At 74.7% G+C, this 15,834-nt stretch carries 16 protein-coding genes; 15 read left to right on the top strand and 1 reads right to left on the bottom strand.

Going from position 1 to position 15,834, the window contains the following annotated elements; all coding sequences use genetic code 11:
• Nucleotides 1–19: 19 nt before the first annotated feature.
• The 8 genes from rpe (at nt 20) to PKE99_RS14425 (ending at nt 6,470) form a co-directional block, all read left to right on the top strand.
• Nucleotides 20–709, top strand: coding sequence for a ribulose-phosphate 3-epimerase (gene rpe / locus PKE99_RS14460; protein WP_197040396.1), 690 nt, complete (start codon nt 20–22; stop codon nt 707–709).
• Nucleotides 710–747: 38 nt separating this feature from the next.
• On the top strand, nt 748–1,737 hold the full coding sequence (gene ribD / locus PKE99_RS14455) for a bifunctional diaminohydroxyphosphoribosylaminopyrimidine deaminase/5-amino-6-(5-phosphoribosylamino)uracil reductase RibD (protein WP_037039219.1): 990 nt from the start codon (nt 748–750) through the stop codon (nt 1,735–1,737).
• A 31-nt stretch (nt 1,738–1,768) separates the two neighbouring features.
• A complete protein-coding gene (locus PKE99_RS14450) occupies nt 1,769–2,440 on the top strand; it encodes a riboflavin synthase (protein WP_081923608.1) in 672 nt (223 codons plus the stop codon).
• Nucleotides 2,441–2,445: 5 nt separating this feature from the next.
• Entirely contained in the window at nt 2,446–3,765 is a 1,320-nt protein-coding gene (locus PKE99_RS14445) for a bifunctional 3,4-dihydroxy-2-butanone-4-phosphate synthase/GTP cyclohydrolase II (protein ID WP_051736563.1), read from the top strand.
• Between the two features lie 70 nt (nt 3,766–3,835).
• Nucleotides 3,836–4,318, top strand: a complete 483-nt coding sequence (ribH, locus tag PKE99_RS14440) for a 6,7-dimethyl-8-ribityllumazine synthase (protein ID WP_037038702.1) — start codon at nt 3,836–3,838, stop codon at nt 4,316–4,318.
• Between the two features lie 14 nt (nt 4,319–4,332).
• Entirely contained in the window at nt 4,333–4,815 is a 483-nt protein-coding gene (locus tag PKE99_RS14435; protein ID WP_231497983.1) for a PH domain-containing protein, read from the top strand.
• Between the two features lie 86 nt (nt 4,816–4,901).
• On the top strand, nt 4,902–5,552 hold the full coding sequence (locus PKE99_RS14430) for a pyridoxamine 5'-phosphate oxidase family protein (protein ID WP_051736486.1): 651 nt from the start codon (nt 4,902–4,904) through the stop codon (nt 5,550–5,552).
• A 186-nt stretch (nt 5,553–5,738) separates the two neighbouring features.
• Nucleotides 5,739–6,470 carry an HAD family hydrolase gene (locus PKE99_RS14425; RefSeq protein WP_051736487.1) on the top strand — a complete coding sequence of 244 codons (732 nt, stop codon included), beginning with the start codon at nt 5,739–5,741 and terminating at the stop codon, nt 6,468–6,470.
• 28 nt (nt 6,471–6,498) lie between these two features.
• Here PKE99_RS14425 and PKE99_RS14420 read toward each other — a convergent pair whose 3' ends face one another.
• Nucleotides 6,499–7,278: a DUF2786 domain-containing protein gene (locus PKE99_RS14420; RefSeq protein ID WP_051736488.1), complete on the bottom strand. Its 780-nt coding sequence runs from the start codon at nt 7,276–7,278 to the stop codon at nt 6,499–6,501.
• A gap of 151 nt (nt 7,279–7,429) precedes the next feature.
• Between PKE99_RS14420 and uvrC the strand changes: the two genes are divergently transcribed.
• From uvrC to tpiA, 7 genes are all read left to right on the top strand, one after another.
• Nucleotides 7,430–9,553 (top strand): excinuclease ABC subunit UvrC, encoded by a 2,124-nt coding sequence (gene uvrC / locus PKE99_RS14415; RefSeq protein WP_081923610.1) that lies wholly within the window; start codon nt 7,430–7,432, stop codon nt 9,551–9,553.
• A gap of 161 nt (nt 9,554–9,714) precedes the next feature.
• Nucleotides 9,715–10,572 carry an RNase adapter RapZ gene (gene rapZ, locus PKE99_RS14410; RefSeq protein WP_271214881.1) on the top strand — a complete coding sequence of 286 codons (858 nt, stop codon included), beginning with the start codon at nt 9,715–9,717 and terminating at the stop codon, nt 10,570–10,572.
• A gap of 65 nt (nt 10,573–10,637) precedes the next feature.
• Nucleotides 10,638–11,621 (top strand): gluconeogenesis factor YvcK family protein, encoded by a 984-nt coding sequence (locus tag PKE99_RS14405; RefSeq protein WP_037039241.1) that lies wholly within the window; start codon nt 10,638–10,640, stop codon nt 11,619–11,621.
• A 55-nt stretch (nt 11,622–11,676) separates the two neighbouring features.
• Nucleotides 11,677–12,660 (top strand): DNA-binding protein WhiA, encoded by a 984-nt coding sequence (gene whiA / locus PKE99_RS14400; protein ID WP_037038704.1) that lies wholly within the window; start codon nt 11,677–11,679, stop codon nt 12,658–12,660.
• 107 nt (nt 12,661–12,767) lie between these two features.
• A complete protein-coding gene (gap, locus tag PKE99_RS14395; RefSeq protein WP_037038705.1) occupies nt 12,768–13,781 on the top strand; it encodes a type I glyceraldehyde-3-phosphate dehydrogenase in 1,014 nt (337 codons plus the stop codon).
• Nucleotides 13,778–14,956 (top strand): phosphoglycerate kinase, encoded by a 1,179-nt coding sequence (locus PKE99_RS14390; RefSeq protein WP_037038708.1) that lies wholly within the window; start codon nt 13,778–13,780, stop codon nt 14,954–14,956. The genes gap and PKE99_RS14390 overlap by 4 nt, the downstream gene beginning before the upstream one ends.
• Nucleotides 14,957–15,742: a triose-phosphate isomerase gene (gene tpiA / locus PKE99_RS14385; protein WP_037038711.1), complete on the top strand. Its 786-nt coding sequence runs from the start codon at nt 14,957–14,959 to the stop codon at nt 15,740–15,742.
• Nucleotides 15,743–15,834: the final 92 nt, after the last annotated feature.

Below are 15,834 nucleotides of genomic sequence, written 5' to 3'. Positions count from 1 at the left end.
CCCTGCCGTGGTGCGTCCCCTGATCGCCCCGAGCATCCTGTCCGCCGACTTCGCCCACCTCGCCGACGAGGCCGCGAGGGTCTCCGACGCGGCCGCCGGCGGGGGACGGGGCGCCGACTGGCTGCACGTCGACGTGATGGACGCCCACTTCGTCCCGAACCTCACGCTCGGCCTGCCGGTGGTGGAGTCGCTGCTGAAGGCGACCGACATCCCGCTCGACTGCCACCTCATGATCGAGGACCCGGACCGCTGGGCGCCGGGCTACGCCGAGGCCGGCGCGCACAACGTCACGGTGCACGTCGAGGCCGCCGCCGACCCGGTGATGCTGGCCAAGAACCTCCGCGCGGCCGGGGCGAAGGCCGGGCTGTCGATCAAGCCGGGCACCCCGCTCGACCCGTACGTCGAGGTCCTCAAGCACTACGACACCCTGCTGGTGATGAGCGTCGAGCCGGGCTTCGGCGGGCAGGCGTTCATGCCCGAGGTGCTGGACAAGGTCCGGGCCGCGCGCCGGCTCGTCGACACCGGGCACCTCACCCTGCTCGTGGAGATCGACGGCGGCATCGCCGCCTCCACCATCGAGGCCGCGGCCGAGGCCGGCGTGGACTGCTTCGTGGCGGGCTCGGCCGTCTACGGCGCCGACGACCCCGGCAAGGCGGTGGTGGCGCTGCGCGAGCAGGCGGTCGCCGCCCATCCGCGGTGGTCGGGGTGACCGCTCCCGCCGGTCCGACCCCGCCGGTCGAGCGGGCGATGCGGCGCGCCCTGGAGGCCTCGGTGGCCGTGCACGGGGCGACCAGCCCCAACCCGCCCGTGGGCGCGGTGGTGCTCGACGCCGCGGGCGAGATCGTCGGCGTCGGCGCCACGGCCCCGGCCGGCGGACCGCACGCCGAGGTCGTCGCGCTCCGGCAGGCGGGGGAGCGGGCCCGCGGCGGCACCGCCGTCGTCACCCTGGAGCCGTGCGCCCACCACGGGCGCACCCCGCCCTGTGCCGAGGCGCTGCTCGGGGCCGGGATCGCGGCGGTGCACGTGGCCGTCGCCGACCCGAACCCGCTGGCCGCGGGCGGCGCCGAGGTGCTGCGCCGGGCCGGCGTCGAGGTCACCGTCGGCACGCTCGCCGACTCGGTCGCGGCCGGGCCGCTGCGGGCATGGCTGCACGCCGTGCGCGCCGGGCGCCCGCACGTGACCTGGAAGCTCGCGGCGACGCTCGACGGGCGCAGCGCCGCCGCCGACGGCACCAGCCGCTGGATCACGGGTCCGGAGGCGCGCGCCGAGGTGCACGAGTTCCGCTCCCACGTCGACGCGATCGTCGTCGGCACGGGCACCGCCCTGGCGGACGACCCGGCCCTCACCGCCCGCTACCCCGACGGCACGGACCGGGAGCGCCAGCCCCTCCGCGTTGTGGTGGGCCACAGTGACATTCGCCCGGGATCGCGGCTCGACGCGCCGGACGTGCTACACCTGCGGACACACTCGCCGGACGACGTGTTGAAGGCGCTCACCGACCGTGGCGCCGTCGACGTGCTGCTGGAGGGCGGCCCGCGGCTCGCGGGGGCCTTCCTCGCCGCCAACCGGGTGGACCGGGTGCTGGCCTACCTGGCGCCCGCGCTCCTCGGGGCGGGCCCGGCGGCGCTGGCCGACGCGGGTGTGGGAACGATCGCCGGGATCCGGCGGTTGCAGGTGGACACGGTGCGCACCGTGGGGGGCGACGTGCTGGTGGACGCGCGCCCCGCCGCGGGGTAGAGCGGAGCGGGAAGGCAGGAGAGGCGGAGCCATGTTCACGGGGATCGTGGAGGAGGTCGGCGAGATCGTCGACGTCCGGCAGTCCGGTGAGGTGGTCGTGCTGACCGTGCGCGGACCGCGCGTGTCCGACGACGCCGCGCACGGCGACTCGATCGCGGTGAACGGCTGTTGCCTCACCGTCGCCGACCCCGGTGGGGCCCAGGGCGACGAGTTCCGCCTCGAGCTGGTGCCCGAGACGCTGAAGCGGACCTCGCTCGGCGGCGCCGCCCCCGGTGTGAAGGTGAACCTCGAGCGGGCGCTGCAGGCCGGCGCGCGGCTCGGCGGGCACATCGTGCAGGGCCACGTCGACGGGGTCGGCACGCTGCTCGAGCGCACCCCGGGCGAGCGCAGCGACGAGGTGCGGTTCAGCCTGCCCCCCGACCTCGCCCGGTACGTGGTCGAGAAGGGCTCGATCACCGTCGACGGCGTGTCCCTCACGGTGGCCGGCACGGACGGCGACACCTTCTCGGTCGCGCTCATCCCCACCACGCTCGCCGACACCACGCTCGGCCTGCGCGCCCCCGGCGACCCGGTGAACCTCGAGGTCGACGTCGTCGCCAAGTACGTGGAGCGGCTCACCGCCGGCTACGTCGGCGGCCCGACCCCCGCTCGGCGCGAGCCCGGGCAGCCCCAGGACCAGCACGGACAGGACGGTGCCAAGTGACCGAGATCGCTCACCAGGGGGCCGCCGCCGCAGCCGGCCTCACGGGCGGCTTCGAGCGGATCGAGCGGGCCCTGCGCGACCTCGCCGAGGGCAAGCCGGTCGTCGTGGTCGACGACGAGGACCGCGAGAACGAGGGCGACCTGATCTTCGCCGCGGAGAAGGCCACGCCCGAGCTGGTCTCCTTCGTGGTCCGCTACACCTCCGGCTACGTGTGCGTGGCGCTCACCGACACCGAGTGCGACCGGCTGGACCTCCCGCCGATGCACCACACCAACGCCGACGCGTACCGCACGGCCTTCACCGTGACCGTCGACGCGAAGGAGGGGGTGAGCACCGGCATCTCCGCGGCGGACCGCGCCCACACGATCCGGCTGCTCGCCGACCCGACCACGCAGCCGAACGACCTGGTCCGGCCCGGGCACGTGCTGCCGCTGCGCGCCCGCGAGGGCGGCGTGCTGCGCCGCCCCGGGCACACCGAGGCCGCGGTCGACCTCACCCGCATGGCCGGGCTCTCGCCCGCCGGCGCGCTCTGCGAGATCGTGTCGCAGAAGGACGAGGGCGAGATGGCCCGCGGCGACGAGCTGCAGGTCTTCGCGGACGACCACGAGCTCACCCTGGTCACCATCGCCGACCTCATCGCCTACCGGCGGCGCTTCGAGAAGCACATCCAGCGCGTCGCCCAGGCCCGGATCCCCACCGCGCACGGCGAGTTCGTGGCCTTCGGCTACGACTCCCTGCTCGACGGGATCGAGCACATCGCCATGGTCAAGGGCGACGTGGGCACCCCCGAGGGCGACGGCGAGGACGTGCTGGTCCGGGTGCACTCGGAGTGCCTGACCGGGGACGTCATGGGCTCGCTGCGCTGCGACTGCGGCCCGCAGCTCGACGCCGCGCTCGAGGCCGTGGCCCAGGAGGGTCGCGGCGTGGTGCTCTACATGCGCGGGCACGAGGGCCGGGGCATCGGCCTGCTGCACAAGCTGCAGGCCTACCAGCTGCAGGAGGCCGGGGCCGACACCGTCGACGCCAACCTCGCGATGGGCCTGCCCGCCGACGCCCGGGACTACGGCATCGGCGCGCAGATCCTCTCCGACCTCGGCGTGAAGTCGATGCGGCTGCTCACGAACAACCCGGAGAAGCGGGCCGGCCTCGAGGGCTACGGCCTGCGGATCACCGAGCGGATCGCGATGCCGATCCGGCCCAACCCGGAGAACCTGCGGTACCTGCGCACCAAGCGGGACCGGATGGGGCACGACCTGCCGAACCTGGGCGAATCGGACGGACCGGGCAACCTGTCCGACGGCCTGTCGGACGGCCTGGGCGGCTGACCCGGGCGCTCCGCGGCGGCCGGACCTGGGAGACTGGAGCCATGGACTCGAGTGGTGCCGGAGACGTGCGGTGAGCGGTGAGGGCAGGCCCGCGGACGCGGGCGACCTGACGGGCGCGGCGGGGCTGCGGGTCGGCGTCGTGGCGGCCACCTGGCACGCCGAGGTGGTCGACGCGCTCGTGGACCGGGCGCTGGCCACGGTGGAGAAGGCCGGGGCGGTGCCCACGGTCGTCCGGGTGCCGGGCACCGTGGAGCTGCCGGTCGTGGCGCAGGAGCTGGCCCGCACGCACGACGCGGTGGTGGCGCTGGGCGTGGTGGTGCGCGGCGGCACCCCGCACTTCGAGTACGTGTGCGACTCGGTGACCGCCGGGCTCACCCGGGTGGCGCTCGACGAGTCGACCCCGGTCGGCAACGGCGTGCTCACCACCAACACCCTCGAGCAGGCCGTGGACCGCAGCGGCGTGCCCGGCAGCAGCGAGGACAAGGGCGCCGAGGCCACCGTGGCCGCGCTGCGGACGGCGATCGTGCTCGCCGAGCTGCGGGCGCTCTCGTGAGCGCGGAGACCCCGGTGTCCGCCGACGTGAGCGAGAAGCCGGCGCGCCCCGGTCGCGGCCCCGGCGCGGTGACGATCCGGCCGCGGCTGGCGCTGTGGCTCGGCTGGGTCTCCGCGGCGGCGGTCCTGGTGATCTTCGTCGTGATCGCGGTGATCCTGCGCAACACGGCGACCGGCGTGTTCTTCCGGCTGGCCGACCAGGTGGCCATGGTGCTGCTCGGGCTGTTCATCGCGGCCGGGTTGGCGCTGTTCGCCCGGCCGCGGGTGCGGGCGGACGAGCACGGCATCGAGGTCCGCAACGTGGCCCTGCCGCGGTACCTGCCCTGGTCACAGGTGGAGCGGGTCGCCTTCCCCGACGGCGCCTCGTGGGCCCGGCTGGACCTGCCGGACTACGAGTACCTGCCGGTCCTGGCGATCCAGGCCGTCGAACGCCAGCACGCCGTCGACGCCATCCGCACGGTCCGGGCGCTGCACGCCGCGGCCCACCGCGGCGGCTGAGCCCCGCCCGGCACTGAGCATCCGCTGAGCGCGGGCCGGGGGAACGGGCTCCCGCCGCGGCGAGAGTAAGGGTTACCTTACCTGTCATGGAGATCGCTCCCGCCCCGGCCGCACCCCCGGACCTGCAGACCGTCACCACCCTCGACGAGCTGCGGGAGGTGGTCCCCGAGCCCCACCCGTCGCTGTGGGAGAAGGACATCGGGCGGATCGACGAGTCCGCCCGCACGTTCGTCGAGGCCTCGCCCTTCGTCCTCCTCGCGACCTCGGGCCCGGACGGGACCTGTGACGTGACGCCCCGGGGCGACCCCGCCGGCAGCGTCCTGGTGCTCGACGAGCACACCCTGGTGATCGCCGACCGGCGCGGTAACCGCCGGCTCGACGCCTTCCGCAACATCCTCGACAACCCCCATGTCGGCCTGCTCTTCGTGATCCCGGGACGCTCGGACACGGTGCGGGTGAACGGCACGGCGCAGCTCGTGCGCGAAGCCCCCTTCTTCGACCGGCTCACCGTGCAGGGCGTGCGCCCGGTGCTGGCCCTCGTGGTGACGGTCGAGGAGCTGTTCCTGCACTGCGCGAAGGCCTTCCTGCGGGCGGGGCTGTGGGAGCCCGGGTCGTGGCCCGACCCCGCCTCGGTGCCGAGCGTCGGCGAGATGGCCAAGGCGATGAAGAACCTCGACGTGGCGGCCGAGGACATCGACGCCGCCCTGGCCCACGACGCCGAGCACAACCGCTACTGATCGACTTCCCCGCCGACCTGCCGCTGCTCGTCGCGAGATCACGACCGCTCGGCGCCGGCCGCCACTCGGAGCACCGTGCGCGCCGCGTGCCGGGTGAGGATGTTGACCGCGTTGCGGAGCGTGATCGAACGCACACGGAATGCCGGGTCTCCCCGCCGCGACGCCCCGGCACGGTGAGGTGGGCGCATGGCGATGGGTCACGGCGGGCGCGCCGGGGGACCACGGGCGGGAACGGCGGCGCCGCGGCGTCCGCGCCGCCCGCGGGCCGTCCTCGTCGACGTCTACGACACGGTCCTGCGGACGGATGCGCTGCGCCGCCGGTTCGTCGACGTGGGGCGGCCCGAGCACGAGTACGAGCTGTTCCTCGCGCACGCGCTGCGCGACGCCATGGGCTTCGCGCTGGCCGGCACCCCGACCGCCTTCGGCCGGGTGCTGGCCGACGCGCTGCGCTCCGCGACCGGCCACAAGCTCTCGGACGACGCGCTCGCCCACATCCGGGAGGGTTTCACCGCCCTGCCCGCCTTCGCCGACGCCGAGCCCGCCCTGACCGTGCTCGCCCGCTCCCGCGTCCCCGCCTGGGCGGTGGCGCAGGGCAGCGGCGACCACACCTCGAGTGCGCTCGACGCCACCGGGCTGCGCACCTACCTGCGCGGGACCGTGGCCAGCGACGACCTGGGCGTGCTGCCACCGGACCCGGAGGCCTACCGGCTGGCCTGCGCCGCCGCCCGGGTCGACCCGGAGACCACCGCCTTCGTGTCCGCCCACGGGTACCTCGTGCACGGGGCGATGCGGGCCGGCCTGGTCGGCGCGCTGGTGCTGCGCGAGGGCGAGGGTGCCCCCGCCACGATCGACCTGCCGCACGTGACGGGCACCTCGCTCGTCACGACCGTCGAGGCGCTGCTCGACCTGCCCAGCTGATCCCGGCCCGGGGGCCCGGGTCCGGCGGTCAGCCCGGGCCGGCGGCCAACCCGCGTGGCCCCGACCGACGACCGTCGATCCGCCGCCCGCCCAGGTCGGCCCGGCGGCCCGCCTCGGCCCCCTCGTCGAACCCGCTGCCCGAGAGCGACGGCCGCCGCGCCCGCGCCAGCTGCGGGAACGCCTCGGCGTAGGCCCGGTCGACCTGCGCACCGCGGTCGACCAGCACCAGCGCGGTGCCCACGGCCCGCTCCCCGCCGTCGCCCGCGGTCGCCTCGGCGGCCGCCCGCTCCTCGGCCTCCAGCAGCCGCTGGTGCACCTGGGCCGCGAAGCCCTGCAGCCAGGACCGCCGGTACGCCGCGACCGACTCGCCCGGCCAGGGCGGTCTCAGCCGCACCAGCTGGCCCGTGGCCTGCAACAGCAGCGACGTGTAGAGCAGCTCGACCCGCTCGCGGTCCGACCCGAACCCGAACACCGTGACCGCGGCGACCTTGCCGCCGGCCGCTCCGTGCATCACCCACCGGCAGCGCAGTGCCGCCGCGGTCCAGCCCAGCAGCCGGGCCTTGCCCGCGGAGTACGGGTCCTCCATCCCGATCCGGACCATGCCGATCTCGTCCCGCCGCGGATCGTCCGCCGCGAGCAGCGCCTCGTCGATCCCGTGCCGGGCCATCAGCTCGACGGCCTTGGCGTTGTAGGTCTCGGCCTCCTCGGGCGTGCCGGCCCGCTCGGCCTTGGCCAGCAGCTTGCGGACGCGGTCCAGCCGGTCCGCACGATCGGCGCGGGCGGGAGAGAGGGGGGTGCCGGTGGTCATCGGGGAGCCTTCCTTCGAACGGCCGTTCGGGTCGAGGAACGGTCTACCCGACCGCACCGACAGTTCCGGTTGGATACACCCCCGGCCGCCGGGCGCCGACACCGCCCGGGCGGCACGGCGTGTCGGGGGGCCGCTCTACGCTGGGGAGGCCATGCCCGACCCCGCCACCTACCGCCCGGCCCCGGGGACGATCCCCGAGGCCCCGGGCGTGTACCGCTTCTCCGACCCGCAGGGCCGGGTGATCTACGTCGGCAAGGCGAAGAGCCTGCGCCAGCGGTTGAACAGCTACTTCGCCGACATCGCCGGCCTGCACCCGCGCACCCGGCAGATGGTGACCACGGCCGGCCACGTGCAGTGGACGGTCGTCGGCACCGAGGTCGAGGCCCTCCAGCTCGAGTACAACTGGATCAAGGAGTTCGACCCGCGGTTCAACGTCCGCTACCGGGACGACAAGACCTACCCGGTCCTCGCGGTCACGCTGAACGAGGAGTACCCCCGGCTGCACGTCTACCGCGGCCCGCGGCGCAAGGGCGTCCGCTACTTCGGCCCGTACGCCCACGCGTGGGCCATCCGCGAGACCCTCGACCTGCTGCTGCGCGTGTTCCCCGCGCGGACCTGCAGCGCGGGCGTGTTCAAGCGGCACGGCCAGATCGGCCGCCCCTGCCTGCTCGGCTACATCGACAAGTGCTCGGCGCCGTGCGTCGGCCGGGTGGACGCCGAGGAGCACCGCCGGATCGTCGAGGACTTCGCCGAGTTCCTGTCCGGTCGCACGGACCGGATGGTCCGCGAGCTGGAGCGCCGGATGCAGACCGCGTCCGAGGAGCTGGAGTTCGAGAAGGCCGCCCGGCTGCGGGACGACATCGGCGCCCTCAAGCGGGCCATGGAGCGCCAGGCCGTGGTGCTGGGCGACGGCACGGACGCGGACGTCGTCGCCTTCGCCCAGGACGAGCTCGAGGCCGCCGTCCAGGTCTTCCACGTGCGCGGCGGCCGGGTCCGCGGGCAGCGCGGCTGGGTGATCGACAAGACGGACGACACGCCGGACACCGCGGCGCTGGTCGAGCGGTTCGTCACCCAGTACTACGGCGAGCAGGCCGCGCTGGCCGAGTCCGCCGACGACGCCTCCCAGCCGGTGCCGAAGGAGATCCTGGTCCCCGAGCTGCCCGCCGACGCGGGGGCGCTGCAGCAGTGGCTGACCGGCCTGCGCGGGTCCCGGGTGAGCCTGCGGGTGCCGCAGCGCGGCGACAAGCGCGCGCTCGCCGAGACCGTCGAGCGCAACGCCAAGGAGGCGTTCACCCAGCACAAGCTGCGCCGCGCCGGGGACCTCACGGCCCGGTCCGCCGCGCTGCAGGAGCTGCAGGAGGCCCTGGGCCTGGACCAGGCGCCGCTGCGCATCGAGTGCATCGACGTCAGCCACGTGCAGGGCACCAACGTCGTCGCGTCGCTGGTCGTGTTCGAGGACGGGCTGGCGAAGAAGTCCGACTACCGCCGGTTCGAGGTCCGCGACGGCGCCCAGGGTGGCGACGTCGCGTCGATCGCCGAGGTGGTGCGCCGCCGTTTCCGCCGCTACCTCGCCGAGAACCGGGACGGGGTCGACGGGGCCGGCGGCGCAGCCGGGATCGACGGGGTCGACGGTCCTCCCGCGGACACCGAGGCCGGCCCCGAGGCGGTCGACGAGTCGATGCCGAAGGTCCGCACCGGCATCGACCCCGAGACCGGCCGGCCGAAGAAGTTCGCCTACGCCCCGAACCTGCTGGTGGTCGACGGCGGCCAGCCGCAGGTCGAGGCGGCCGCCGACGTGCTGGCGGACCTGGGCGTCCACGACGTGGCGGTGTGCGGGCTGGCGAAGCGCCTGGAGGAGGTCTGGCTGCCCGGCGACCCGGACCCGGTGATCCTGTCCCGGACCAGCGAGGCGCTGTACCTGCTGCAGCGCGCGCGGGACGAGGCGCACCGCTTCGCCATCACCTACCACCGCCAGCGTCGTTCCAAGAGCATGGTGGCGTCCGAGCTCGACGGGGTCCCCGGCCTCGGCCCGGCCCGGCGGCAGGCGCTGCTGAAGCACTTCGGGTCGATGCGGAAGATCCGCGCCGCGGAGGTCGACGAGATCGCCGGCCTGCCCGGCTTCGGCCGGCGCACCGCGGAGGCCGTGGTCGCCGCCCTCCACCCGGCGGACGAGGCCGACTCCGGCGGCGGTAACCCGGGGGCCCGAAAAGACGAACAGCACGCAGCCGAGCATCAGGCAGCGGGAACGAGCGCGGAGGGGGCGCCCGGCCGGTGAACGAGGACGGCGAACCGACGACGACGGACACGGCACCGGCGGTGGATCCGGGGGGCGGCCCCGGCGACACGGCGGCGGCCGCGGCGGCCCGGTGGGCGGCGTCGGCCCCCGCGGTCGGGCCCGGCGACGCCGGGGGCGGCGCGCCGCACGCCCCGTCGGGCATCGCGGTCGCGCTGGTCAGCGGCCTGTCCGGGGCGGGTCGCAGCACGGCGGCGAAGGTGCTGGAGGACCTCGGCTGGTTCGTGGTGGACAACCTGCCGCCCGAGCTGATCGAGACCATGGTCGACCTGGGGGCGCGCTCGAGCGGCGAGGTCACCCGGATCGCGGTCGTGATGGACGTCCGCAGCCGGGCCTTCACCCGGGACCTCGGCTCGGTGATCCGGGACCTCGACGCCCGCGGGTACAAGCCGCGGCTGCTCTTCCTCGAGGCCTCGGACGCGGTGCTGGTGCGCCGGTTCGAGCAGAACCGGCGCAGCCACCCGCTGCAGGGCGACGGCCGGCTGGTCGACGGCATCACGGCCGAACGCGAGCTGCTGCGCCCGCTGCGGGAGAACGCCGACCTCCTCGTCGACACCTCCACCCTGTCGGTGCACCAGCTGCGCTCCCGGATCGAGCAGGGCTTCGAGACGGGCGCCCCGGAGCCGACCCGGGTGAACTTCCTGTCCTTCGGCTACAAGTACGGCCTGCCGATGGACTCCGACCTGGTCGTGGACATGCGCTTCCTGCCGAACCCGCACTGGATCCCGGAGCTGCGCGAGCACACCGGACGGGACGCGGACGTCCGCGACTACGTGCTCTCCCAGGAGGGCGCCGAGGAGTTCCTGCGCCGGTACGTCGAGCTGCTCACCCTGGTCGGCGCCGGCTACCGGCGCGAGGGCAAGCGGTACCTGGCGGTGTCGGTGGGCTGCACCGGCGGCAAGCACCGCAGCGTGGCGATCAGCGAGGAGCTGGCCCGGCGGCTGGCCGGCGCGGAGGGGGTCGCGGTGAGCGTGACGCACCGCGACCTGGGCCGCGAGTGAGCGGGCCCGGCACGGCGGCACGGGTGCCCGGACCCCGCGCGGACGGCGGCGACGCCCGGGCGGGCCTGCGGGCCGTCGCGCTCGGCGGCGGGCACGGCCTGTCCGCGACCCTGTCCGCGCTGCGGCACATGCCGGAGGTCGCCGACGTGACCGCCGTGGTCACGGTGGCGGACGACGGCGGCTCCTCCGGCCGGATCCGCCGCGAGCTGGGCGGCCTGCTGCCCCCGGGCGACCTGCGGATGGCGCTCGTCGCGCTCGCCGCGCAGGACGACGGCGGCCGCCGCTGGGCCGAGCTCGTCCAGCACCGCTTCGGCGGCACCGGCGCACTGGCCGGGCACGCCGTCGGCAACCTGCTGCTCGCCGGGCTGATGGAGATCCTCGACGACCCGGTGGAGGCGCTCGACGAGGTCTGCCGGCTGCTCGGCGTCCGCGGCCGGGTGCTGCCGATGAGCCGGGTCCCGCTGGACATGGAGGCCGAGGTCAGCGGCCTGGACGAGACCGAGCCCGGCCGCGTGCACCGCATCCGCGGGCAGGTCGCCGTGGCCTCCACCCCGGGACGGGTCGAACGGGTGTGGCTGCACCCGGACCGGCCGCCGGCGTGCGAGCAGGCGGTCGAGGCCGTCCGCGCGGCCGATCTCGTGCTGCTCGGGCCGGGCTCGTGGTTCACCAGCGTGCTGCCGCACCTGCTGGTCCCGGGGCTGCGCGAGGCCCTGCACGAGACCGCGGCCCGGCGGGTCGTGGTGCTCAACCTCGCGCCCGAGCCGGGGGAGACCGCGGACTTCTCGCCGGAGCAGCACCTGGCGGTGCTCGCGGCGCACGCCCCGGAGCTGCGGGTGGACGCGGTGCTGGCCGACGCGGCGGCCGTGGCGGTACCCCATCGGCTGCGCCGGGCGGCACGGGCGATGATGGGACCCGGCGGCCGGGTGCACCTCGCCCCGGTCGCGGCGGAGGACCCGCTCGTGCCGCGGCACGAGCCGGCGGCGCTGGCGGCGGCGCTGCGGGAGGTCCTGGCGGCCTCCGCACCGATGCCGGCCGGGGGGCGGGCATGAGGGGGCAGGCGTACGCGACCGGCGTGCGGACGGACCGGAGGGGGAGGCGCACGGCATGGCGATGACCGCGGCGGTGAAGGACGAGCTCAGCAGGCTCACCGTGACGAAGCCCTCGTGCCGGCGGGCGGAGGTCGCCTCGCTGCTCCGGTTCGCCGGCGGCCTGCACATCGTGGGCGGCCGCGTGGTGATCGAGGCCGAGGTCGACACCGGCTCCGTCGCGCGCCGGCTCCGCAAGGAGATCCACGACCTGTACGGGCACCAGTGCGAGGCGCACGTCATCACCGCGGGCGGGCTGCGCCGCGGCAACCGCTACGTGATCCGCGTGGTGCGCGACGGGGAGGGCCTGGCCCGGCAGACGGGCCTGCTCGACCAGCGCGGCCGGCCGGTGCGCGGGCTGCCGCCCGCCGTCGTCTCCGGCGACCTGGACGACGCCGAGGCGGCCTGGCGGGGTGCCTTCCTCGCGCACGGCTCGCTCACCGAGCCGGGCCGCAGCTCCGCGCTCGAGGTGACCTGCCCCGGCCCGGAGGCCGCGCTGGCGCTCGTCGGCTCGGCGCGCCGGCTCGGGGTCACCGCCAAGGCGCGCGAGGTGCGCGGGGCGGACCGGGTCGTCGTCCGGGACGGGGACGCGATCGGCGCCCTGCTGACCCGGATGGGCGCGCACGAGTCCGTGATGGCGTGGGAGGAGCGGCGGATGCGCCGCGAGGTCCGGGCCACCGCCAACCGGCTCGCCAACTTCGACGACGCCAACCTGCGCCGCTCGGCCCGCGCCGCGGTGGCCGCGGCGGCGCGGGTCCGGCGAGCCCTGGAGATCCTCGGCGAGGACGTCCCGGACCATCTGCTGGCCGCCGGCCGGCTGCGGGCCGAGCACACCCAGGCGTCGCTCGAGGAGCTCGGCCAGCTCGCCGACCCGCCCATGACGAAGGACGCGGTCGCGGGCCGGATCCGCCGGCTGCTGCACATGGCGGACAAGCGCGCCGCCGACCTGGGCATCCCGGACACCGAGTCCGCGGTCACCCCGGAGATGCTCGAAGAGGCGTGACCACCTGCGGAAATGCCGTGCAGGTCACGCCCGCGGGGCCCCTGTGAAGGGCGGCGGATGCCGCTAGGGTTGCCCCGATCCCCAAGACGACACCAGTGGAGGTTCGTGTGACGGTCCGGGTAGGCGTGAACGGCTTCGGCCGCATCGGCCGCAACTTCTGGCGGGCGGTGGACGCCCAGCGCGCCGCCGGCACGAGCGACATCGAGATCGTGGCGGTGAACGACATCACCGACAACGCGACTCTGGCGCACCTGCTGAAGTACGACTCGATCCTCGGCAGGCTGCCGTACGAGGTCTCCTCGACGGACGAGGAGATCGTCGTCGACGGCAAGGGCTTCAAGGGCCTCGCGGTCCGCGACCCCGCCGAGCTGCCGTGGAAGGACCTCGGCGTCGACGTCGTGGTCGAGTCCACCGGCCTGTTCACCAAGCGCGAGGCGGCGTCCAAGCACCTCGACGCGGGCGCCAAGAAGGTCGTCATCTCCGCGCCGGCCACCGGCGAGGACATCACGATCGTCAAGGGCGTCAACGACGACCAGTACGACGGCAGCCAGACCATCGTCTCCAACGCGTCGTGCACCACCAACTGCCTCGCGCCGCTGGCCAAGGTGCTCGACGACCTGCTGGGGATCGAGAAGGGTCTGATGACCACGATCCACGCGTACACGCAGGACCAGAACCTGCAGGACGGCCCGCACAAGGACCTGCGCCGCGCCCGGGCCGCCGCGCTGAACATCGTGCCGACCTCGACCGGTGCCGCGAAGGCGATCTCGCTGGTCCTGCCGCACCTCAAGGGCAAGCTCGACGGCTACGCCCTGCGCGTGCCGATCCCCACGGGCTCGGCCACCGACCTCACGGTCGAGGTGCGCAAGGAGGCCTCCGCCGAGGAGATCAACGCGGCGTTCAAGGCGGCCGCCGAAGGTCCGCTCGAGGGCATCCTCAAGTACACCGAGGACCCGATCGTGTCGTCGGACATCGTGACCGACCCGCACTCCACGATCTTCGACGCCGGCCTGACCAAGGTCATCGGCAACCAGGTCAAGGTCGTCGGCTGGTACGACAACGAGTGGGGCTACTCGAACCGGCTCGCCGACATCACCGCGCTGGTGGCGTCGAAGCTGTGAAGACGGTCTCCGACCTCGTCGCCGAGGGCGTGAGCGGGCGCGCCGTGCTGGTGCGCTCGGACCTGAACGTCCCCCTCGACGGCGAGACCATCACCGACGACGGCCGCATCCGCGCGTCCGTGCCGACGATCTCCACCCTGGCCGACGCCGGGGCGCGGGTCCTCGTCACCGCGCACCTCGGCCGGCCGAAGGGCGGGGCCGACCCGAACTACTCGCTGGCCCCGGTGGCGGTGCGGCTCGGCGAGCTGCTCGGCAAGGAGGTCCCGCTGGTGCCGCACGGGCAGCGCCCGGAGCTGGCCGACGGCGGGGTCGCGCTGCTGGAGAACATCCGGTTCGACCCGCGCGAGACCAGCAAGGACGACGACCAGCGGGCCGAGTTCGCCCGCGAGCTCGTCGACCTCGTCGGGGCCGACGCGGCCTTCGTGTCGGACGGCTTCGGCGTGGTGCACCGCAAGCAGGCGTCGGTCTACGACGTGGCGCAGGACCTCCCGGCCTACGCGGGCGGGCTGGTCCTGTCCGAGGTCGAGGTGCTGAAGACGCTCACCGGCGAGCCGGAGCGGCCGTACGCGGTCGTGCTCGGCGGGTCGAAGGTCTCGGACAAGCTCGCCGTGATCGAGGCGCTGCTGCCGAAGGTCGACTCGCTGCTGGTCGGCGGCGGGATGTGCTTCACCTTCCTCGCCGCGCAGGGCTACGGCGTCGGTTCGTCGCTGCTCGAGTCCGACCAGATCGACTCGTCCCGCAAGCTCCTGGAGTCCGGGAAGATCGTCCTGCCCACGGACGTCGTCATCGCGGACAGGTTCGCCGCCGACGCCGCGACCAAGACCGTCCCGGTCGACGCGATCGAGGACGGCTGGATGGGCCTGGACATCGGGCCGGAGTCGGTCCGGGCGTTCGCCGAGGTGCTCTCCGGGGCGAAGACGGTGTTCTGGAACGGTCCGATGGGCGTGTTCGAGCTGGCGCCGTTCGCCGAGGGCACCCGCGGGGTGGCGCAGGCGATCGTGGACAGCACGGCCTCGGGGGCGTTCAGCGTGGTCGGCGGCGGGGACTCCGCCGCGGCCGTGCGCGCGCTGGGCCTGCCCGAGGACGGCTTCTCGCACATCTCCACGGGCGGTGGCGCCTCCCTCGAGTTCCTCGAGGGCAAGTCCCTGCCCGGCGTCGCGGTCCTGGAGCGGTAGATGGCACGCAAGGTCCTCATCGCCGGCAACTGGAAGATGAACCTCAACCACCTCGAGGCCATCGGCCTGGTGCAGAAGGTCGCCTTCGCGCTGCCGGAGAAGTACTACGACCACGTCGACGTCGCGGTGATCCCGCCGTTCACGGACATCCGGAGCGTGCAGACCCTGATCGACGGGGACAAGCTCAAGCTCGTCCACGGCGCGCAGGACCTCTCGCCGCACGACTCCGGGGCCTACACCGGGGACGTGTCCGGGGCGATGCTCGCGAAGCTCGGCTGCACGTACGTCGTGGTCGGGCACTCGGAGCGGCGCGAGATCCACGGCGAGGACGACGGCGTCGTCAACGCCAAGGTGCGCGCCGCGCTGAAGCACGGGCTGCAGCCGATCCTCTGCGTCGGAGAGGGGCTCGACGTCCGCGAGTCGGGCGCTCAGGTCGCGCACACCACCGCGCAGCTGGTCGCGGCCCTGGAGAAGGTCACGGCCGAGCAGATCGGCCAGGTCGTCGTGGCCTACGAGCCGGTCTGGGCGATCGGCACCGGCAAGGTGGCGAGCCCGGCCGACGCGCAGGAGGTCTGCCACGCACTGCGCGAGGCGGTCCGCGAGAAGTACGGCGACCAGGTCGCCGACGCGCTGCGGATCCTCTACGGCGGCTCGGTGAAGGCGAAGAACGTCGGCGAGATCTTGGCCGAGGCGGACGTCGACGGCGCGCTCGTCGGCGGGGCCTCGCTCGACGCGGACGAGTTCGCGCAGCTCTGCGCGATCGCCGCGGGCGGCCCGCTGCCCTAGTCGGCCGCGCCCGGTATCCCGCGGACGGCGTCCTCGCTCCTTCCGGGAGCGGGGGCGCCGTTCGTGCGTTCTCGGGAACCGGGGACCTGCCG

It is taken from the genome of Pseudonocardia halophobica (assembly GCF_027922425.1).
Lineage (GTDB): Bacteria > Actinomycetota > Actinomycetes > Mycobacteriales > Pseudonocardiaceae > Pseudonocardia > Pseudonocardia halophobica.
This window is presented reverse-complemented; position numbering and strand designations above follow the sequence as displayed.